The organism is Vibrio sp. Vb0304 (assembly GCF_033338995.1).
Taxonomy (GTDB): Bacteria; Pseudomonadota; Gammaproteobacteria; order Enterobacterales; family Vibrionaceae; genus Vibrio; species Vibrio alginolyticus.
Genome location: NZ_JAWOTT010000001.1, coordinates 698,179 through 713,202, shown reverse-complemented (window position 1 = coordinate 713,202; position 15,024 = coordinate 698,179). Strand labels below are relative to the sequence as shown.

The following is a 15,024-nucleotide window of genomic DNA, read 5'->3' as shown; positions in this document are numbered from 1 at the left end:
CTCGACAAAGTTATCCAACCATCACTTGGCAAGCCTAAATGAAATCATAAGTTTGGCAACAAAGACCCACGGTTAATCGGCTTTCTTTCTACTTGAAACAAACCTCAGCCCAACGAGCTAAGCCGGCAGTTACTGAGCCAAAATAGTTTCCACTGACAACCGGAATACTTGGCAGTACGGTTTGCACCGCATCGCGCAAGATTGGCGAGCGTGCCGAACCTCCAGTCATAAAGATAGCATCGGGTTTAACTCCAGCTTGCTCTACCGCTTCTGTCACCAACGCCGTCATTTTATTCTTTGGCGACTGGATCGCTTCGATCATTTCGTCACGTTGTACATCAACTTCAATCGTTTCTGATAGTAAGTTGATGCCAGTTCGGTAAGAAGCTTGTTCTGAAAGTGCCACTTTTGCCTCTTCGGCACGGCGAACAATGTTGTAGCCTAAAGACTCATGATACACCTCTAGCAAACGAGCAAGTTTTTCTGGCTCTTGAGCCTGCTTTTGAAGCAACTTTAACGCTGATAGGTTCTCTCGCGAATAGAAGTCACTCTGCGCTTCTACATTATTGATTGCTATCGGGTTCCAGAATTGGGTAGTCGGCATCACAATGCCTGACTCCATTTTACTTCCCATGCCAAAAGGGAACATGAGCTGCTTAAATGCTAGCGCGATATCAAGATCATTCCCGCCGACACGCTGGCCACTGTGAGCTAACAAGCTTGCGGTCCTATCTGCTTTGCCGCGCCAAGACGGTCCCATTTGGATCAACGAACAGTCCGTTGTACCACCGCCAATATCGACTACTAGAATGATTTTATCTTCGCTGAGTGTCGCTTCATACTCTAGGCCCGCCGCGACAGGCTCAAACTGAAACTCCACATTTTGGAAGCCCGCACGTTTCGCTGCCCGCAACAAAATGCGTTCAGCCTGAATGTTAGCCGTTTCACCGCCACGCCCATGAAAGTTAATTGGTCTGCCGATCACAGCATCGGTAATACTTTGCTGCGCATCGTTTTCGGCTTGAGACTTAATATTGTCCATCATCGCGCAGACAAGGTCTTCGAAGAAAGCCAATTGCACATCACGCAAGCCAGATGCACCAAGAAAAGACTTCGGCGATTTCACATAATAGATATCGCGAGGATCTTCCAAATAGAGATTAAGTGCAGCCTGACCAAACGCGATGTCGTCGGATTCTAAGTCAATACTTTCTTCTCGGTTTAAATTGATTGCCCGGCGTAAAACCTGCTCACCAACTTGATCTAATGGTTTAATATCTCGATGGCGAAATAAATGCTCGGATACCGATTCACGAGTCGGTGCAGCAAGGGTGGAAGGAATAAAAGGGCTGTTTCCTTCTAGATTAAGCAGTACTGGATCACCCGATTCCATTTTAGCCACTGAACAGTTTGCAGTACCATAGTCAAAGCCGATAAACATTGTTTCTCCCACTGTCCCACTGATTAGTGGCCTTTTGACCGTTAAAAAGCTGGCAATGCTAACTTAATGGCATAAGAATTACTATCCCAAAATCAAGTGTAATTTAACGTGGAAAACCTATCTAAGGTACACTACTTTCTCTTTTTGCAGATGGCACAACAACCGCTACCAGTAAAGCTAACAACAGGAACACGGGGCTAAGCATTAATCCATGCCAGATTGAATACCCATCATGGAACAACCAGAATATACCAAGCGTCAGTAGGTACGAAAAGTAGCTGCAAAACACCAAGCTAATCGCGACAAAGCGCTTTTGATTAATAATAAGAATCCGCACTAGATACTGGCTAAGAATACCAGAGCAGCGCATGGCAAGTTGCCAATTAATGATAAAGAAAGCAAGCGCAATAAACCCAGCTACGACCAGTGCATCATGCGTGCTTAAAATGAAGTAGCTACCAAATCGGCTTATGATGACCGGATAATCGCCTTCGTATATCGTTGACCAAGATATTGCGTTCGCTGCTGCTACGTAATTGGCAAAATAAGCAATGGCGTAGAAAGTCGTTTGAGAACTGAACGGCTGAAATACATCCGTACAAAATCCTCGCCACTCTTCTTTGTTGGCGGTAGGCCCAACCCAGTCACGTTTTTTTTGGGCGGTACGCCCGGCAAACTCAGGCCCGTTGCGAAACAACAGCCAAAATATATAGAGTGCAAGTATAACCAAGAGTATTGAAAACATACCCTTCCCCCTCAGAAATTATCGGCGCCACTGCCAATGGCGTTGGGGTCGTAAACTGCACTTCCCTGCTATACCTATTTGATTTATCAAAGACTTATTATTTTATTACCACCAAAATTCATTCAACGGCATACTAAACAGCGACATTTTCACGCTTTGTGTGAAGTTCGAAAGCCTACTTTTAGGTTTAGCACAAAAATAGCTACAGCAAAGCGTAAGAGAGGGATTCCGCACCCATCAATGAAGATGAGGCGTTAAGCAGAAGCTGTGACCGCAATGAGAAGAGAAGGATTCAAAGCGGCCATGCATGGGCAAGAGGAGCAACTATTTCTCTAACTTTTCTTCAAATACACCAATCTCTCTGCCCAACCAAATCGCGCGTTCTGTGTGATCGAGCAACTCTTCTTCGCTTACTGGGTGAATAAGCACAGAAAAATCGCCTCGAATCGTATCAAGCCACGCCAAGAACTCTTCACTCAATGATTCTAGGTGAATTTCAAACATCGGCATCTTGTGTGGGCCAACTAACCTTCCAACTAATGGAAACACACGCAGCACATCTTGACGCTCTTGACGGATGATCTCGTTCAAGGCTTGCGCTTTATCTTGTTCTCTTAGGGGAAAATAAACATGAGCGTGGTACATAACTTCTCCATAATCACTTCCACTTGAGCACCACCTACTTTGGATAAGCTCAAGGACTGCCGAGGGTATACATTTGTAATGCCGTCACCCTACCTTGATTCCACTCAGTTGGGAAGAAGTTATGCATTCTCATAAGGTCGAGGCTTCGAGCACAACAAAAATTTGCAATTCATCATCTAGCAACTGTTTGAGTTGATTCATTAATAATGACTCACTTTGTCAAATTTTACAGCCAAATTTTGTTGCAAATATGTTTCATTAACCAGTAATTAAATTCGAGTTTAAAAATACCACCAACAAAATAGCAGCATATTACTCTGCAAAATTAGGGTGTAAGCAAAACTTTACTACTGAGCGAAAGTCAAAATGAAGCATAATTTAACAATTTGTTTACACTTATTGTATCTGGCTATACCACGATTTAGTTAGAGGGTTAGATACAGAAAAGCCTTTCTCTGTATCTTGCGGTGAAATAATCGCAGCGATGTTATCGACAAATAGTTTAAGGGACGAACAGATGCCTACCGCTATCGAAAGCACACGCAACCTTAGGTATGGCCTTTGCGCTGATATCAGAGTTTGAGTACCCATACAAACTCTGGTTTTGTATGAATAGCTGCAGTCCAAAAGACCCGCAGCGTCAAAAGGAGCTTGAGATGAACGTTCAGGCATTACCCATGCATCGGTTTATCGACCATCGTGGGGACCTAGTCGGCCAACTACCCAACTGGGCTGACACTGAAACATTGGTCGGGTTTTACCGAGACATGGTATTAACTCGCACTTACGACAACAAAGCAGTTGCCTTGCAACGCACCGGTAAGCTAGGGACCTATCCCTCACACTTAGGCGCGGAAGCCATAGGCATTGCGGTAGGCAGAGCACTTAAAGCCGATGATGTTTTTGTCCCTTACTACCGCGATATGCCTGCGATGTGGTGTCGTGGCATTGGCATGGAAAAGAACCTTCAATACTGGGGGGGCGATGAGCGCGGGAGTGATTTTGCTCCTGAGGGCAGTCCGGTTCCTAGCCGAGACCTTCCCTACTGTGTACCCATAGCGACGCAATGTACGCATGCTGTCGGGGTGGCTTCCGCGCTAAAAATTCAAGGTAACCATGAAGCTGCGCTAGTCATGTGCGGCGATGGTGGTACATCCAAAGGGGACTTTCTTGAGTCAATAAACTGCGCAGGTACTTGGAATATTCCACTTGTTTTCGTCGTAAACAATAACCAGTGGGCAATTTCAGTGCCGCGTAGTCTCCAATGTGCCGCCGATTTCTTATCAGAAAAAGCGCAAGGTGCAGGTATACCGGGTATTACTGTCGATGGTAACGATGTCGTCGCCGTTTATGATGCAACTAAAACCGCCCTTGAGAGAGCAAGAAAAGGGAAAGGCGCAACACTCATCGAAGCGGTGAGTTACCGACTGAGTGACCACACTACGGCCGATGATGCGACTCGTTATCGTAAAGAAGATGATGTTCAAACCGCATGGCAATACGAACCTATCGCACGTCTTAAAACGTATCTCCTTAATCAAGGCGCTTGGAGCGACGAACAAGAACAGCAATGGCTAGATTACTGTAAAGAGCAAGTAGAGTTAGCTGTTGAACGCTATCTGAGCTTACCGCCACAAGCACCAGAAACCGGTTTCGATTATTTGTATGAATCGCTACCTCAAGAGCTTCATGCACAAAGAGATGAACTCATCAACAAGGCAATGAGAATGCAGGGAGGCAGACATGGCTGAGCTAACGTTGGTTGAAGCAGTAAACCTTGCCCTGCACCACGAAATGCAACAAGACCCCAATGTTGTCGTATTAGGTGAAGACGTGGGCGATAATGGTGGTGTATTTCGTGCCACTGTTGGACTCAAGCAAGAGTTTGGTCTTAAACGAGTCATCGATACGCCACTCGCTGAAGCCTTAATCGGCGGGGTTGCGGTCGGTATGGCAACGCAAGGATTACGACCTGTCGCCGAATTTCAGTTTCAAGGTTTCGTTTTTCCTGCGATGGAGCACTTAATGTGCCACGCGGCTCGAATGCGTAACAGAACTCGCGGTCGGCTCACTTGTCCCGCGGTTTTCCGTGCGCCATTTGGCGGCGGTATCCACGCTCCGGAACACCACTCAGAAAGCGTGGAAGCGTTATTTGCTCACACTGCTGGATTTAAAGTGGTGATTCCTTCTTCTCCACAACGCGCATACGGCTTACTTCTCGCTGCAATTAGAAGCAATGATCCCGTCATGTTCTTCGAACCGAAGCGCATATATCGCACCGTTAAATCTGAAGTCGTTGATAACGGCGAAGCACTCCCACTCGACACCTGCTTCACCTTACGCAAGGGGCGAGATATCACGCTCGTTACTTGGGGCGCATGCGTCGTAGAGTCACTTCAGGCCGCGCAAACCTTGTCTAGTCAGGGAATTGAAGTCGAGGTGATTGATTTGGCGAGTATTAAGCCAATTGATACCGCGACGATTTTCAGCTCACTAGAAAAAACTGGACGTTTACTCGTTGTTCATGAAGCGAGTAAAACTTGTGGTGTGGGATCTGAGCTATTAGCTCGAACAGCTGAACACGCCATGTGCTTACTTAAAGCCCCACCTAAACGAGTAACTGGAATGGACACCATTATGCCTTATTACCGTAACGAAGATTATTTCATGGTTCAGAAAGAAGACATTGTGACCGCAGCGCGCGAACTCGTGGAGGATTGGAAATGAAAACGTTTAATTTACCCGATCTCGGTGAAGGTCTCGCTGAGTCAGAAATTGTCAAATGGCACGTTAATGTCGGAGACATGGTTAAATTAGATCAAGTGATCTTAACCGTAGAGACAGCAAAAGCGACGGTAGACGTCCCTGCCCCCTATTCGGGCCGTGTGGTCAGCCGTCATGGTGAGGAAGGTGAAATCGTCAATATTGGAACATTACTGCTAGAGATTGATGAAACAGGTGCCGGGATAGAAGTAACGGAAGAGAAAAAAGCCACTGCTGACGCCGCAACCGTCGTCGGTAGCGTTTCTCACCAAGCGCATCATGTTAACGTTGATGATTTCTGGATTGGTGGCAACCACAACACGACAGAAAGTAACCTCGTTACCGCCCTGCCTTCGGCTCGCTTGTTGGCACAAAAACTTGGGGTAGATCTTAACCTCGTGTCAGGTAGTGGCCCGAACGGACTTATCGTTGATGCCGATATTTACGACGAAGCCGGAAAACAGCGTCCAGGCACCGAAGTTTTGAAAGGCGCTCGACGTACCATGGTGTCGTCTATGACCGAATCGCACGAACATGTTGCCGCCGTAACCATTACGGAAGAAGCGTTGTTGGAAGATTGGCTGCCAAACGAAGATATCAGTATCCGCCTTGTTCAAGCGATTGTTCATGCGTGTAAAGAAGAGCCTGCTTTAAACGCTTGGTTTGATGCCGAAACCATGACACGCTGTGTACACACAACGGTCAATGTAGGAATTGCAGTAGATAGCCGTCATGGATTGTACGTACCAGTTTTGCGCCACGCAGATGAATACGAGCCACAAGATGTTCGTCGTTGGCTCGATCAAACCGTTGAAGGGATCAGAGAGAGAAAAATCGGTCGTGAGCAATTGCAGCACGCGACGATTACGCTTTCCAACTTCGGCGCGATTGCCGGTATTTACGCAACACCTGTCGTCACACCGCCACAAGTCGCTATTGTCGGCGCGGGCCGAATACTCGACCGAGTTGTGATAAGAAATGGTCAAGCAATTTCGGTGAAAGCAATGCCGCTATCCGTAACGTTTGATCATCGCGCTTGTACTGGTGGTGAAGCTGCAAGGTTTACGAAAGTACTTGCAGAGCACCTGCAACGTCCGAGCGAAAAGTAACTTATTAAAATCAAATGATAAAGGCTTCCAATTTGGAAGCCTTTTGTTTTAGGGAACAAGACTATATCTACAGCTTCTCTAACAGCTCAGGCATTACCACAAACAAATCGCCGACCAATCTATAATCTGCAATGTCAAAAATAGGCGCATCAGGATCGCTATTAATTGCAACAATCACCTTGGAATCTTTCATTCCCGCCAAATGCTGGATCGCGCCAGAAATTCCGACGGCAATGTATAACTCCGGTGCAACAATTTTGCCGGTTTGCCCGACTTGATGGTCATTAGACACATAGCCCGCATCGACCGCCGCTCGTGACGCCCCTACCGCTCCACCTAGCTTGTCAGCCAATTGTTCTACTAAAACAAACTTCTCTTTACTCCCGAATGCACGACCACCCGACACTACTACTCTAGCCGCTGGCAATTCTGGTCGCTCACTTTCTGGCGTTTGTTGCGAAACAAACTCACTAAGTTTATTGATAATCACCGTGTCGACTTGAGTAAGCTTAGGGACAACTGGTGTGTCAGATAGCTCTGCGGCATCAAAAGCCGTACTTCTTATGGTCATCACTTTATAGGGATCATTCGACGTGACTCTCGCCAATGCATTTCCAGCATAAATTGGACGAATAACCGTATCGATAGACTCGATTGTCATCACGTCAGAAAGTTGACCAACATTAAGCAACGCCGCCACACGAGGCATCACATTCTTACCAAATGTACTGGCAGGAGAAAGAATGTGTGAGTAGTTTTTGGCTACTTGTGAGATCAAAGGTGCGATATTTTCCGCTAATCCATGTTCATATCCCTTCGCATCAACCCAGATAATTTCTGCAACACCCTGAACACAATTCAACTCATCCAAAACTGATTGGCACTGATAACCAATAAGCAACACAGAAACAGGAAGCGATTTATCATCATCCTTAATCTCAAATGCCGCTTTAATTGCACACAGCGTCCCTACAGCCAACGATTGGTTGTCATGCTCTGCGAGCACAAGTGTTGCTAATGGTCGGTCTTCCATGGTCATGCCTCATATAACACGTCAGATCCATTACTTGAGCTTAGTCCACTTCACGTTAACGTCAACTGAGCTATAGTTTTCTGTATAGAAACCAAAACCTGTCACGCAGATGACGATAATAGAAAGGAAGCATAAAGATGGAACGAGAATGCATGGAGTTTGATGTCGTGATCGTGGGGGCCGGACCTGCAGGCTTAAGCGCCGCTTGTCGGCTAGCTCAACTCAGCCAAGACAGTGAAGGTGACGCACTTTCAATTTGCGTTGTAGAAAAAGGCTCAGAAGTGGGCGCACATATTTTATCTGGCGCTGTTTTTGAAACTAGTGCCTTAGATGAGCTTTTCCCCAATTGGAAAGAAATGGACGCCCCGCTAGCAGCCTCGGTTCAACGAGATAATTTCCTTTATCTTACTACTGAACAAAACCATATTCGAGTTCCTCACATCCTTACACCGCGTCCAATGATAAATAGCGAGAATAATTACGTAATTAGCCTTGCCAACCTTTGCCGTTGGCTCGCTAACCAAGCAGAAAATCTTGGGGTGGAAGTTTTTCCGGGCTTTGCCGCTGCAAGCATCAATTATGATCAGACTGGCGCAGTGACAGGCATTAACACGAGCGATATGGGACTAGATAAGAACGGCCAGGCCAAACCTAACTTTGAACCAGGTATCGAGCTAAGGGCAAAATACACCCTTTTTGCTGAAGGTTGTCGCGGACATCTGGGTAAAGAACTTATTCAAAGGTTCGACCTAGATGCAGGAAAGCAACCACAGCACTACGCGCTTGGCCTAAAAGAGATATGGGAGTTACCCACTGACAGTAAGGATGTATCTGGCAGTGTTATCCACTCCGCTGGCTGGCCCTTGAGTGAAACAAATACCACAGGCGGCGGTTTTCTCTATCACATGGAGAACAACCAAATCGCCGTGGGGCTTATTGTCGACTTGAATTACAGCAATCCTTACTTGAGTCCATTTGACGAATTTCAACGCTTTAAACACCATCCTGCTATTGAGCCACATTTGAAAGGTGCTCAGCGCATCGCTTACGGCGCAAGAGCCATTGCGAAAGGTGGACTTTCCTCTCTGCCGAGACAGCAATTCCCTGGCGGTTTATTGATTGGTTGTGATGCGGGGACTTTGAACGTTGCTAAAATTAAAGGCAGCCACACAGCAATGAAATCCGGAATCATTGCAGCAGAAGCGGTACATACGGCCCGACAAACTGGAGCTTCTGAGCCAGACTACCAGTCGTTGTTCGAATCATCATGGTTGTATGACGAACTCGCTGAAACGCGTAACTTTGGTGCGAACATTCATAAGTTTGGCAGCATACTGGGCGGTGCTCTTTCGACTTTTGAACACAACCTGTGGCAACCACTGGTTAAGAGGCCGTTACCTTGGTCTATCAAGGACTATTCGCACGATCATGAGCAGTTAAAACCTAAACAAGAGTGCCACCCAATTGCATACCCAAAACCAGATGGTGAAATCAGTTTTGATAAGCCTTCGTCGGTATTTTTGTCGGGAACACAGCACGAAGAGAATCAACCTTGTCACCTTGTTCTGACTTACCCTCACATTCCAATTGATGTGAATTTAGGCATGTATGACGAACCAAGTCAGCGCTATTGCCCCGCAGGGGTTTACGAAGTGGTGGAAGTGAACAATAAGTTGAAGTTTCAGATAAATGCCGCCAACTGTGTGCATTGCAAAACCTGTGACATCAAAGATCCTTCGCAAAACATCACGTGGAAAGCACCAGAAGGTGGCGGCGGACCAAGCTATCAAAACATGTAGATACGTTAGTATGTTGACGATCTAACAAATGGATAAACAAACCGATTGGCAGAGCCTCATTACTCCTGCCAATCGACAAAATGATCAAGCAAGAAGTCGATAGCCAATCGCGCTCGTAGTGGTAGAAAGTGACGATTCTGATAAACAATCCAGCTGCTGTTGCCGCTTCCCCAATACGGCTCTAGTATTGGCACCAAACGACCAGACGAAATAGCATCGTTGAAACTACTCTTCGGTAAGTACGCAACACCTAATCCTTCTGCACAGGCTTGCAAGACCGTGTGTGCGTTATTGCTCTTCCATCTGCCCTGCACTTTTACGCCATCTAAAGGCTTGCCGTCTTTTTCAAACAACCAAACGTCCTTATTGGCAATAATGCAGCTATGACGCTTGAGTTGCTCTGGGTGCGTTGGTAAACCATGTTCATCGAGATAACGCTGACTGGCTGCCGCTGCCATGGGACGATCCACCAGCTTTCTCGCAACCAAGCCTGAATCACTCAACCTGCCGTAACGAATGGCAAAATCGAAACCATCTTCAATAAAGTTGACCATGCTGGTGTTGAAGTTAATTTCAACCGTGAGATTAGGATGTTGCTTGGCAAACGCCATCAAGGCAGGCGCTACATGGTTCTCAGAAAACGCACCAGCGGCACTCACGCGTAACGTACCACTCAACTGAGTTTGCTGCGTGGTGAGCTGTTCATTGGCTTGCTGAAGCCCAATCACCAATTCTTTACACTGCTGATAATACGCTTGCCCCGCTTCCGTTAGACTCACCATTCTTGTCGAACGGGCTAACAAAGCGACACCTAATCGCTCTTCTAATCTTGTGACTTGGCGACTGACATGACTGGTACTGCAACCTAACTGTTTTGCCGCTGCAGAAAACCCTAAGCTCTCAGCAACCGTAACAAACTCATTGATGCCTTCAAAACTGTCCATACTTACCTTTGCTATATAGCAATAATGTTTTGCCAATTAATCATATTATCACTTATTTGTTTAGCAATTAGTATGAAGGTGTTCAACAAATACACGTAAGCCAAAAAGGAAACCATCATGAAGAAAGTACTCATCATTGTGACGAACCATGCGACTCTTGGTGAAACTGACCAAGCAAACGGAACTTACGCGCCAGAGCTCACTCATGCCCTTAGCGAGCTACTAGGTGCAGGCTTCGATTACGACATTGCCTCTATCAAAGGTGGACAAGCACCACTGTACGGAACCGACATCGAAGGCGACGCAGTGAACGAGAAAATCTTGGCGGATGATGATTTCCAGAACCGCATCAACAACACGATTCCAGTGTCACAAATCAACGGTGACAACTATGATGCGATCTTCTATCCGGGTGGTTTTGGTCTTCTTTCAGACCTAGCGAGCAACGAAGATTTTGCCAAGATTTCTGCAAAACACTATGAAGATGGCGGTATTGTTGCAGCAGTTTGTCATGGTCCGGGCGCTCTTCTTCCTATCACGCTTAGCAATGGCGAAAAGCTGCTTGCGTCTAAATCAGTAACAGGTTTCACTCGCGAAGAAGAGATCGACTTCGGCACCATCAACGATATCCCATTCCTATTGGAAGAATCTCTTGCACGCAGCGCAGCGCGCTACTCTAAAGTGCAACCATGGCAAGAGTTTGTAATTGTGGATGATCGTGTCATCACAGGTCAAAACCCAACGAGCGCACACGGCGTAGGCAGAGCGATTGTTGAACACCTAGCTTAAACGCGCCGGAAACTACAACTATCCTAGAAGAGGAAAGCGTGCTTTGTCATGCTTTCCCTTGCTACAGGCGATCGCAAGATGCGCTTATACTTCTTCCCCTGCCTCGTCCTCTTCTACGATATCCGTTTCTTGGCTCGCCTCTTCCAACCATTGCTGTAAAGATTCACTTGCTAGCACCTTCTGTTGGTAAGCTTTGGCACCTTCGGATAACTCGATACCGTAAGTTTGGAAACGCAATACCACAGGTGCATACATAGCATCCGCTATCGACCATTCTCCAAATAGCCAACCGTTTGGATGCAATTCTGCTTGCTCTGCCCAAATAGCGTCAATGCGAGCAATATCTTTACGTGCTCCCTCCGTTAGATCGACTTTTCTGCGTGCGCGGATGTTCATTGGGAGTTCGCTTCTTAAGTTAAAGAAACCCGAATGCATTTCTGATGCGATGGCGCGTGCTTTAGCCCGTTCCGCAGACTTACTTGGCCATGCTTTGCCTTGTAAGTATTGCTCGTTAACGTATTCCAAAATAGCTAATGAATCCCACACGGTTGCGTCATCATCCACTAAGGTAGGGACTTTCACGGTTGGTGTAATACCTTCCAAGGTCTTATAAAAATCTTCCGTGAATAATTTGAGCTTGGTGACTTCGACATCCAGTTTGAATTGAGAAAAGATCAGCCATGCGCGCAGTGACCAGCTTGAGTAGTTTTGGTTAGCAATAAACAGTTTCATGACGCCTCCATGCGGTTTGTGTTTTGAGTACCCATTCACAATATCTGATTGTATTTAAGGGGACTAACGGATAGTTTTGATGGAACACTTCAACAAAAACGATGGATGAGTTTTAGATATGGATATCGATGCGTTACGCAGCTTTCTGGCTTTTGTCGAAACGGGAAGTTTCACTCGTGCAGCCAAGCAGATCAATCGCACCCAATCCGCATTCAGTGCGCAAATGCGTAAGCTAGAAGACGAACTCAGCGTCAGTTTGTTTGAAAAAGAAGGTCGCAATCTTGTCTTAAGTGAAGCGGGATTAGCACTACGCTCTCACGCAGAGCAATTGGTTAGCTTGCACAATCAAGCACTGAAACAAGTGAGGCGCTATGAAAACAAGCGCCCTCTTCGCTTAGGTTGCCCAGAGGATTACAACGACAATATCTTGCCTAAAGTCATCCGCGTATTACAGCAATCTGAGCCCACATGTTCAATTCAAGTCTTCAGTGAGCCAAGCATCACCTTGAGAGAGAAACTAGATGAAGGAAAGCTAGACGCCGCTATTGTGACAAGAGCACCGGATAGTGAAGAAGGTTATTGGCTAGCGAGCGACAAAGGCGTGTGGATTGCTCATCCTGATTTTGACATTGAGAACGCCCAACCTCTCCCTCTCGCCCTATTCCAAACCGACTGTAAATACCATGCGGCAGCAGTAGACGGATTAACCAAACGTGGCACTCCTTATCAACTACTGGCATGTTGCAATACGGCTTCTGCACAACGAGCAATTGTACGTTCAGGCATGGCTATCGGTGCGATGGGCAGTATTAGCGTTAGCGAGGATCTTAAGATCTTAGACGATATGCCATCGCTACCTTCCGTGGATATCGTTTTGGTCACGGGCGTCGAGCCTCATCCGATACTGGATAAAGAATGCTTGGCGCAATTGGTTGAGTTAATGGCTTAACCGGATTAGCTAGCCAATCACAAAGTTAAATTGGCCAGTTAATCGCCCGTCGGTTCGTATGGTTTCAAACTGTAGATAATCTCGGGCTTTGCCACCCCACCATTCATCACCAGTATTGCCTTTTAAGTACAACTGAGTGGTCAGAAGCTCTTGGTTATCCCGCCACAACTTAACGTGAATGTGCGGTGGACGAGAGGCATAAGGCACGGGGTACAAAGTCTGGAATAAGTAGCGACCATCCGATTGAGTTTCTACCGCGCCAAAACCTGCAAAGTGAGCATCAAACTTATCATTATTTGGCTGCTTAGGATGATCGTAAATCCCCTGCCCATCGCATTGCCAGATTTCTACTTTGATACCCGAGACAGGGTTTCCCGATGTATCTACGACTTTACCTTGCAACACGATAGCTTCACCGACCAAACCTTCTGTTTGCAGAATCAAGTTTTGACGAAGAGGAATGTTCACTACTGGATAAAATGGCCCTTCAGTTTGTGCTGGCGTTGGCCGCATTGGTGTTTTCGCTTTTAAAGAGGGTACGAACAACAATGTCCACAGCGCTAAAAAGTGTCTTCTTTCCATGGTGCCACCAATGCAATTACGTTGAATTAAGTTTGGTGGAACTTGAGGGATTTGCCATAACGAATATAAAAAATGTCCCTGCAAGAGAGTCATTTGCAGAGGCACTGTGAAACTAAGTGATGAGTGTTGATTGAAGGTTTATGCGGCTTCGAACGCCAATGCTTTCTTCTCTACCTGACGGAAAATGAGAGTCAGCACACCATTTACCGTTAAATAAAATGCGCCTGCAATACCAAATACCGTCAACGTGTCGTAGGTTTGTGCGTTAATGCGTTGCGCGTAGCCCATCAGATCCATGATCGTAATCGTGCTTGCTAGTGACGTACCTTTGAAGACCAAAATCACTTCGTTCGAGTAAGCCGGAACCGCACGACGAATAGCGTATGGCAGCAGCACTTTTAGTGTTGCGGTTTTGTTCATACCTAATGCACGACACGCTTGCCATTGACCAGAAGGAATCGCGTTAAACGCTCCTTTGAACAACTGAGTGCTGTATGCAGCGGTATTGAGTGCTAGCGCTAACATCGCACAGAACCAAGGTTGGCTTAACCATGTCCAGAATACACTTTCTCTTACGGCATCAAACTGACCCGGACCGTAGTACACCAAGAAGATCTGTACCAGCAAAGGCGTACCTGTGAACAAGGTGATGATGCCACGACTTACCCAATGCAAACCCGGAGTACGTAGGATCAGAGTCAGCGTCATCATCAGAGCTAAAAGACAGCCCACAACCAAGGAAGCGGCGGTCAATTGGAGGCTAGTGCCTAAGCCATCCAGCATTTGCCAAACGTGTTGTTCGTTCATGCGGTCGCCTCCTGTCCCATGCTCATGCCTTGAATTGAGAACTTCTTATCAATCAGTTTGACGGCACGTTGTGTAATCAAAGTAATGCCTAGGTAAATCACCGCAGCGGTTGCGTACCATGTAAACGCTTCATGCGTCGCTGCAGATGTTAGCTGCGCTTGTTTCAACAAATCCGTCACGCCGATCAGTGATACAAGCGCGGTGTCTTTCAGCAGAACTAACCATTGGTTAGTTAAACCTGGTAGTGCGTGTCTTACTGCTTGTGGTAAAACAATGCGAACGAAAGCGTGTGCTTGACTGATGCCGAGTGCACTTGCTGCTTCTCTCTGCCCTCTTCCAACGGCTTTTAATGCGCCACGTAGAGTTTGAGAAGCGTAGGAAGCGAAGATCAATGACAACGCCACCACGCCAGACAAGAACGGGCTAACTTCAATAAAGTCGCCGGTGATTAAAAACAGAACCTGCGTCGAACCAAAATAGATGAACAACACGACAAGGATTTCTGGCAAGCCACGTACAATCGTCACAAACGCCGTCATTGGCCATTTAACGAAAACGCGGCGAGACATTTCACCACTGGCGAATACCACTGCCAGAATCAAACCGACTAAGAGGCTTGTGAAGGCTAGCTGGACAGTCATCCAACTAGCTTGAACAAGCGATAAAGAGTAACCCGTTAGTGCCAT

Annotated in this window: 16 protein-coding genes; 6 read left to right on the top strand and 10 right to left on the bottom strand. The window is 46.6% G+C overall.

Going from position 1 to position 15,024, the window contains the following annotated elements:
- Positions 1-88 precede the first annotated feature (88 nt).
- The 4 genes from yegD to R7P35_RS03120 form a co-directional block, all read right to left on the bottom strand.
- Positions 89-1,441 carry a molecular chaperone gene (gene yegD, locus R7P35_RS03135; RefSeq protein ID WP_005375838.1) on the bottom strand — a complete coding sequence of 451 codons (1,353 nt, stop codon included), beginning with the start codon at positions 1,439-1,441 and terminating at the stop codon, positions 89-91.
- Between the two features lie 121 nt (positions 1,442-1,562).
- Positions 1,563-2,186, bottom strand: coding sequence for a hypothetical protein (locus R7P35_RS03130; protein WP_005375837.1), 624 nt, complete (start codon positions 2,184-2,186; stop codon positions 1,563-1,565).
- A gap of 324 nt (positions 2,187-2,510) precedes the next feature.
- Positions 2,511-2,831, bottom strand: coding sequence for a DOPA 4,5-dioxygenase family protein (locus R7P35_RS03125; RefSeq protein ID WP_005375836.1), 321 nt, complete (start codon positions 2,829-2,831; stop codon positions 2,511-2,513).
- Positions 2,832-3,227: 396 nt separating this feature from the next.
- Positions 3,228-3,422: a hypothetical protein gene (locus R7P35_RS03120; protein WP_152560954.1), complete on the bottom strand. Its 195-nt coding sequence runs from the start codon at positions 3,420-3,422 to the stop codon at positions 3,228-3,230.
- Positions 3,423-3,487: 65 nt separating this feature from the next.
- On the opposite strand from R7P35_RS03120, the gene pdhA reads away from it, so the two are divergent.
- The 3 genes from pdhA to R7P35_RS03105 are packed head-to-tail and all read left to right on the top strand — an operon-like array spanning position 3,488 to position 6,703.
- Positions 3,488-4,582, top strand: coding sequence for a pyruvate dehydrogenase (acetyl-transferring) E1 component subunit alpha (gene pdhA / locus R7P35_RS03115; protein WP_025998586.1), 1,095 nt, complete (start codon positions 3,488-3,490; stop codon positions 4,580-4,582).
- Entirely contained in the window at positions 4,575-5,558 is a 984-nt protein-coding gene (locus tag R7P35_RS03110; protein ID WP_042521051.1) for an alpha-ketoacid dehydrogenase subunit beta, read from the top strand. Before pdhA ends, R7P35_RS03110 begins: the two co-directional genes overlap by 8 nt.
- Positions 5,555-6,703, top strand: coding sequence for a dihydrolipoamide acetyltransferase family protein (locus R7P35_RS03105; protein ID WP_042521053.1), 1,149 nt, complete (start codon positions 5,555-5,557; stop codon positions 6,701-6,703). The genes R7P35_RS03110 and R7P35_RS03105 overlap by 4 nt, the downstream gene beginning before the upstream one ends.
- A 67-nt stretch (positions 6,704-6,770) precedes the next feature.
- On the opposite strand, the gene R7P35_RS03100 is transcribed toward R7P35_RS03105, so the two are convergent.
- Positions 6,771-7,736 carry an electron transfer flavoprotein subunit alpha/FixB family protein gene (locus R7P35_RS03100; protein WP_042521055.1) on the bottom strand — a complete coding sequence of 322 codons (966 nt, stop codon included), beginning with the start codon at positions 7,734-7,736 and terminating at the stop codon, positions 6,771-6,773.
- Between the two features lie 137 nt (positions 7,737-7,873).
- Here R7P35_RS03100 and R7P35_RS03095 point away from each other — a divergent pair, with 137 nt between their 5' ends.
- The gene (locus R7P35_RS03095) at positions 7,874-9,535 is read left to right on the top strand and encodes an electron transfer flavoprotein-ubiquinone oxidoreductase (RefSeq protein ID WP_042521057.1); all 1,662 of its coding nucleotides are present in this window, start codon (positions 7,874-7,876) and stop codon (positions 9,533-9,535) included.
- A 59-nt stretch (positions 9,536-9,594) separates the two neighbouring features.
- Here R7P35_RS03095 and R7P35_RS03090 read toward each other — a convergent pair whose 3' ends face one another.
- Positions 9,595-10,479 (bottom strand): LysR family transcriptional regulator, encoded by an 885-nt coding sequence (locus R7P35_RS03090; RefSeq protein ID WP_042521059.1) that lies wholly within the window; start codon positions 10,477-10,479, stop codon positions 9,595-9,597.
- Positions 10,480-10,596: 117 nt separating this feature from the next.
- On the opposite strand from R7P35_RS03090, the gene R7P35_RS03085 reads away from it, so the two are divergent.
- Entirely contained in the window at positions 10,597-11,268 is a 672-nt protein-coding gene (locus tag R7P35_RS03085) for a type 1 glutamine amidotransferase domain-containing protein (protein WP_005388562.1), read from the top strand.
- 84 nt (positions 11,269-11,352) lie between these two features.
- On the opposite strand, the gene R7P35_RS03080 is transcribed toward R7P35_RS03085, so the two are convergent.
- On the bottom strand, positions 11,353-12,000 hold the full coding sequence (locus R7P35_RS03080) for a glutathione S-transferase family protein (RefSeq protein WP_042521061.1): 648 nt from the start codon (positions 11,998-12,000) through the stop codon (positions 11,353-11,355).
- 118 nt (positions 12,001-12,118) lie between these two features.
- Here R7P35_RS03080 and R7P35_RS03075 point away from each other — a divergent pair, with 118 nt between their 5' ends.
- Positions 12,119-12,949, top strand: a complete 831-nt coding sequence (locus tag R7P35_RS03075) for a LysR family transcriptional regulator (protein ID WP_042521063.1) — start codon at positions 12,119-12,121, stop codon at positions 12,947-12,949.
- Between the two features lie 9 nt (positions 12,950-12,958).
- Here R7P35_RS03075 and R7P35_RS03070 read toward each other — a convergent pair whose 3' ends face one another.
- The 3 genes from R7P35_RS03070 to artQ all read right to left on the bottom strand — a co-directional run bounded on the left by R7P35_RS03070 (position 12,959) and on the right by artQ (position 15,024).
- On the bottom strand, positions 12,959-13,531 hold the full coding sequence (locus R7P35_RS03070; RefSeq protein WP_042521065.1) for a protocatechuate 3,4-dioxygenase: 573 nt from the start codon (positions 13,529-13,531) through the stop codon (positions 12,959-12,961).
- 138 nt (positions 13,532-13,669) lie between these two features.
- Positions 13,670-14,338: an arginine ABC transporter permease ArtM gene (gene artM, locus R7P35_RS03065; RefSeq protein ID WP_005388569.1), complete on the bottom strand. Its 669-nt coding sequence runs from the start codon at positions 14,336-14,338 to the stop codon at positions 13,670-13,672.
- Positions 14,335-15,024, bottom strand: a complete 690-nt coding sequence (gene artQ, locus R7P35_RS03060) for an arginine ABC transporter permease ArtQ (RefSeq protein WP_042521067.1) — start codon at positions 15,022-15,024, stop codon at positions 14,335-14,337. The genes artM and artQ overlap by 4 nt, the downstream gene beginning before the upstream one ends.

Bases quoted from the DNA above. Each gene is read 5' to 3' on its own strand.
- yegD (WP_005375838.1), bottom strand. From the start codon at position 1,441: ATGTTTATCGGCTTTGACTATGGTACTGCAAACTGTTCAGTGGCTAAA.
- R7P35_RS03130 (WP_005375837.1), bottom strand. From the start codon at position 2,186: ATGTTTTCAATACTCTTGGTTATACTTGCACTCTATATATTTTGGCTG.
- R7P35_RS03125 (WP_005375836.1), bottom strand. From the start codon at position 2,831: ATGTACCACGCTCATGTTTATTTTCCCCTAAGAGAACAAGATAAAGCG.
- R7P35_RS03120 (WP_152560954.1), bottom strand. From the start codon at position 3,422: ATGGGTACTCAAACTCTGATATCAGCGCAAAGGCCATACCTAAGGTTG.
- pdhA (WP_025998586.1), top strand. From the start codon at position 3,488: ATGAACGTTCAGGCATTACCCATGCATCGGTTTATCGACCATCGTGGG.
- R7P35_RS03110 (WP_042521051.1), top strand. From the start codon at position 4,575: ATGGCTGAGCTAACGTTGGTTGAAGCAGTAAACCTTGCCCTGCACCAC.
- R7P35_RS03105 (WP_042521053.1), top strand. From the start codon at position 5,555: ATGAAAACGTTTAATTTACCCGATCTCGGTGAAGGTCTCGCTGAGTCA.
- R7P35_RS03100 (WP_042521055.1), bottom strand. From the start codon at position 7,736: ATGGAAGACCGACCATTAGCAACACTTGTGCTCGCAGAGCATGACAAC.
- R7P35_RS03095 (WP_042521057.1), top strand. From the start codon at position 7,874: ATGGAACGAGAATGCATGGAGTTTGATGTCGTGATCGTGGGGGCCGGA.
- R7P35_RS03090 (WP_042521059.1), bottom strand. From the start codon at position 10,479: ATGGACAGTTTTGAAGGCATCAATGAGTTTGTTACGGTTGCTGAGAGC.
- R7P35_RS03085 (WP_005388562.1), top strand. From the start codon at position 10,597: ATGAAGAAAGTACTCATCATTGTGACGAACCATGCGACTCTTGGTGAA.
- R7P35_RS03080 (WP_042521061.1), bottom strand. From the start codon at position 12,000: ATGAAACTGTTTATTGCTAACCAAAACTACTCAAGCTGGTCACTGCGC.
- R7P35_RS03075 (WP_042521063.1), top strand. From the start codon at position 12,119: ATGGATATCGATGCGTTACGCAGCTTTCTGGCTTTTGTCGAAACGGGA.
- R7P35_RS03070 (WP_042521065.1), bottom strand. From the start codon at position 13,531: ATGGAAAGAAGACACTTTTTAGCGCTGTGGACATTGTTGTTCGTACCC.
- artM (WP_005388569.1), bottom strand. From the start codon at position 14,338: ATGAACGAACAACACGTTTGGCAAATGCTGGATGGCTTAGGCACTAGC.
- artQ (WP_042521067.1), bottom strand. From the start codon at position 15,024: ATGGCACTAACGGGTTACTCTTTATCGCTTGTTCAAGCTAGTTGGATG.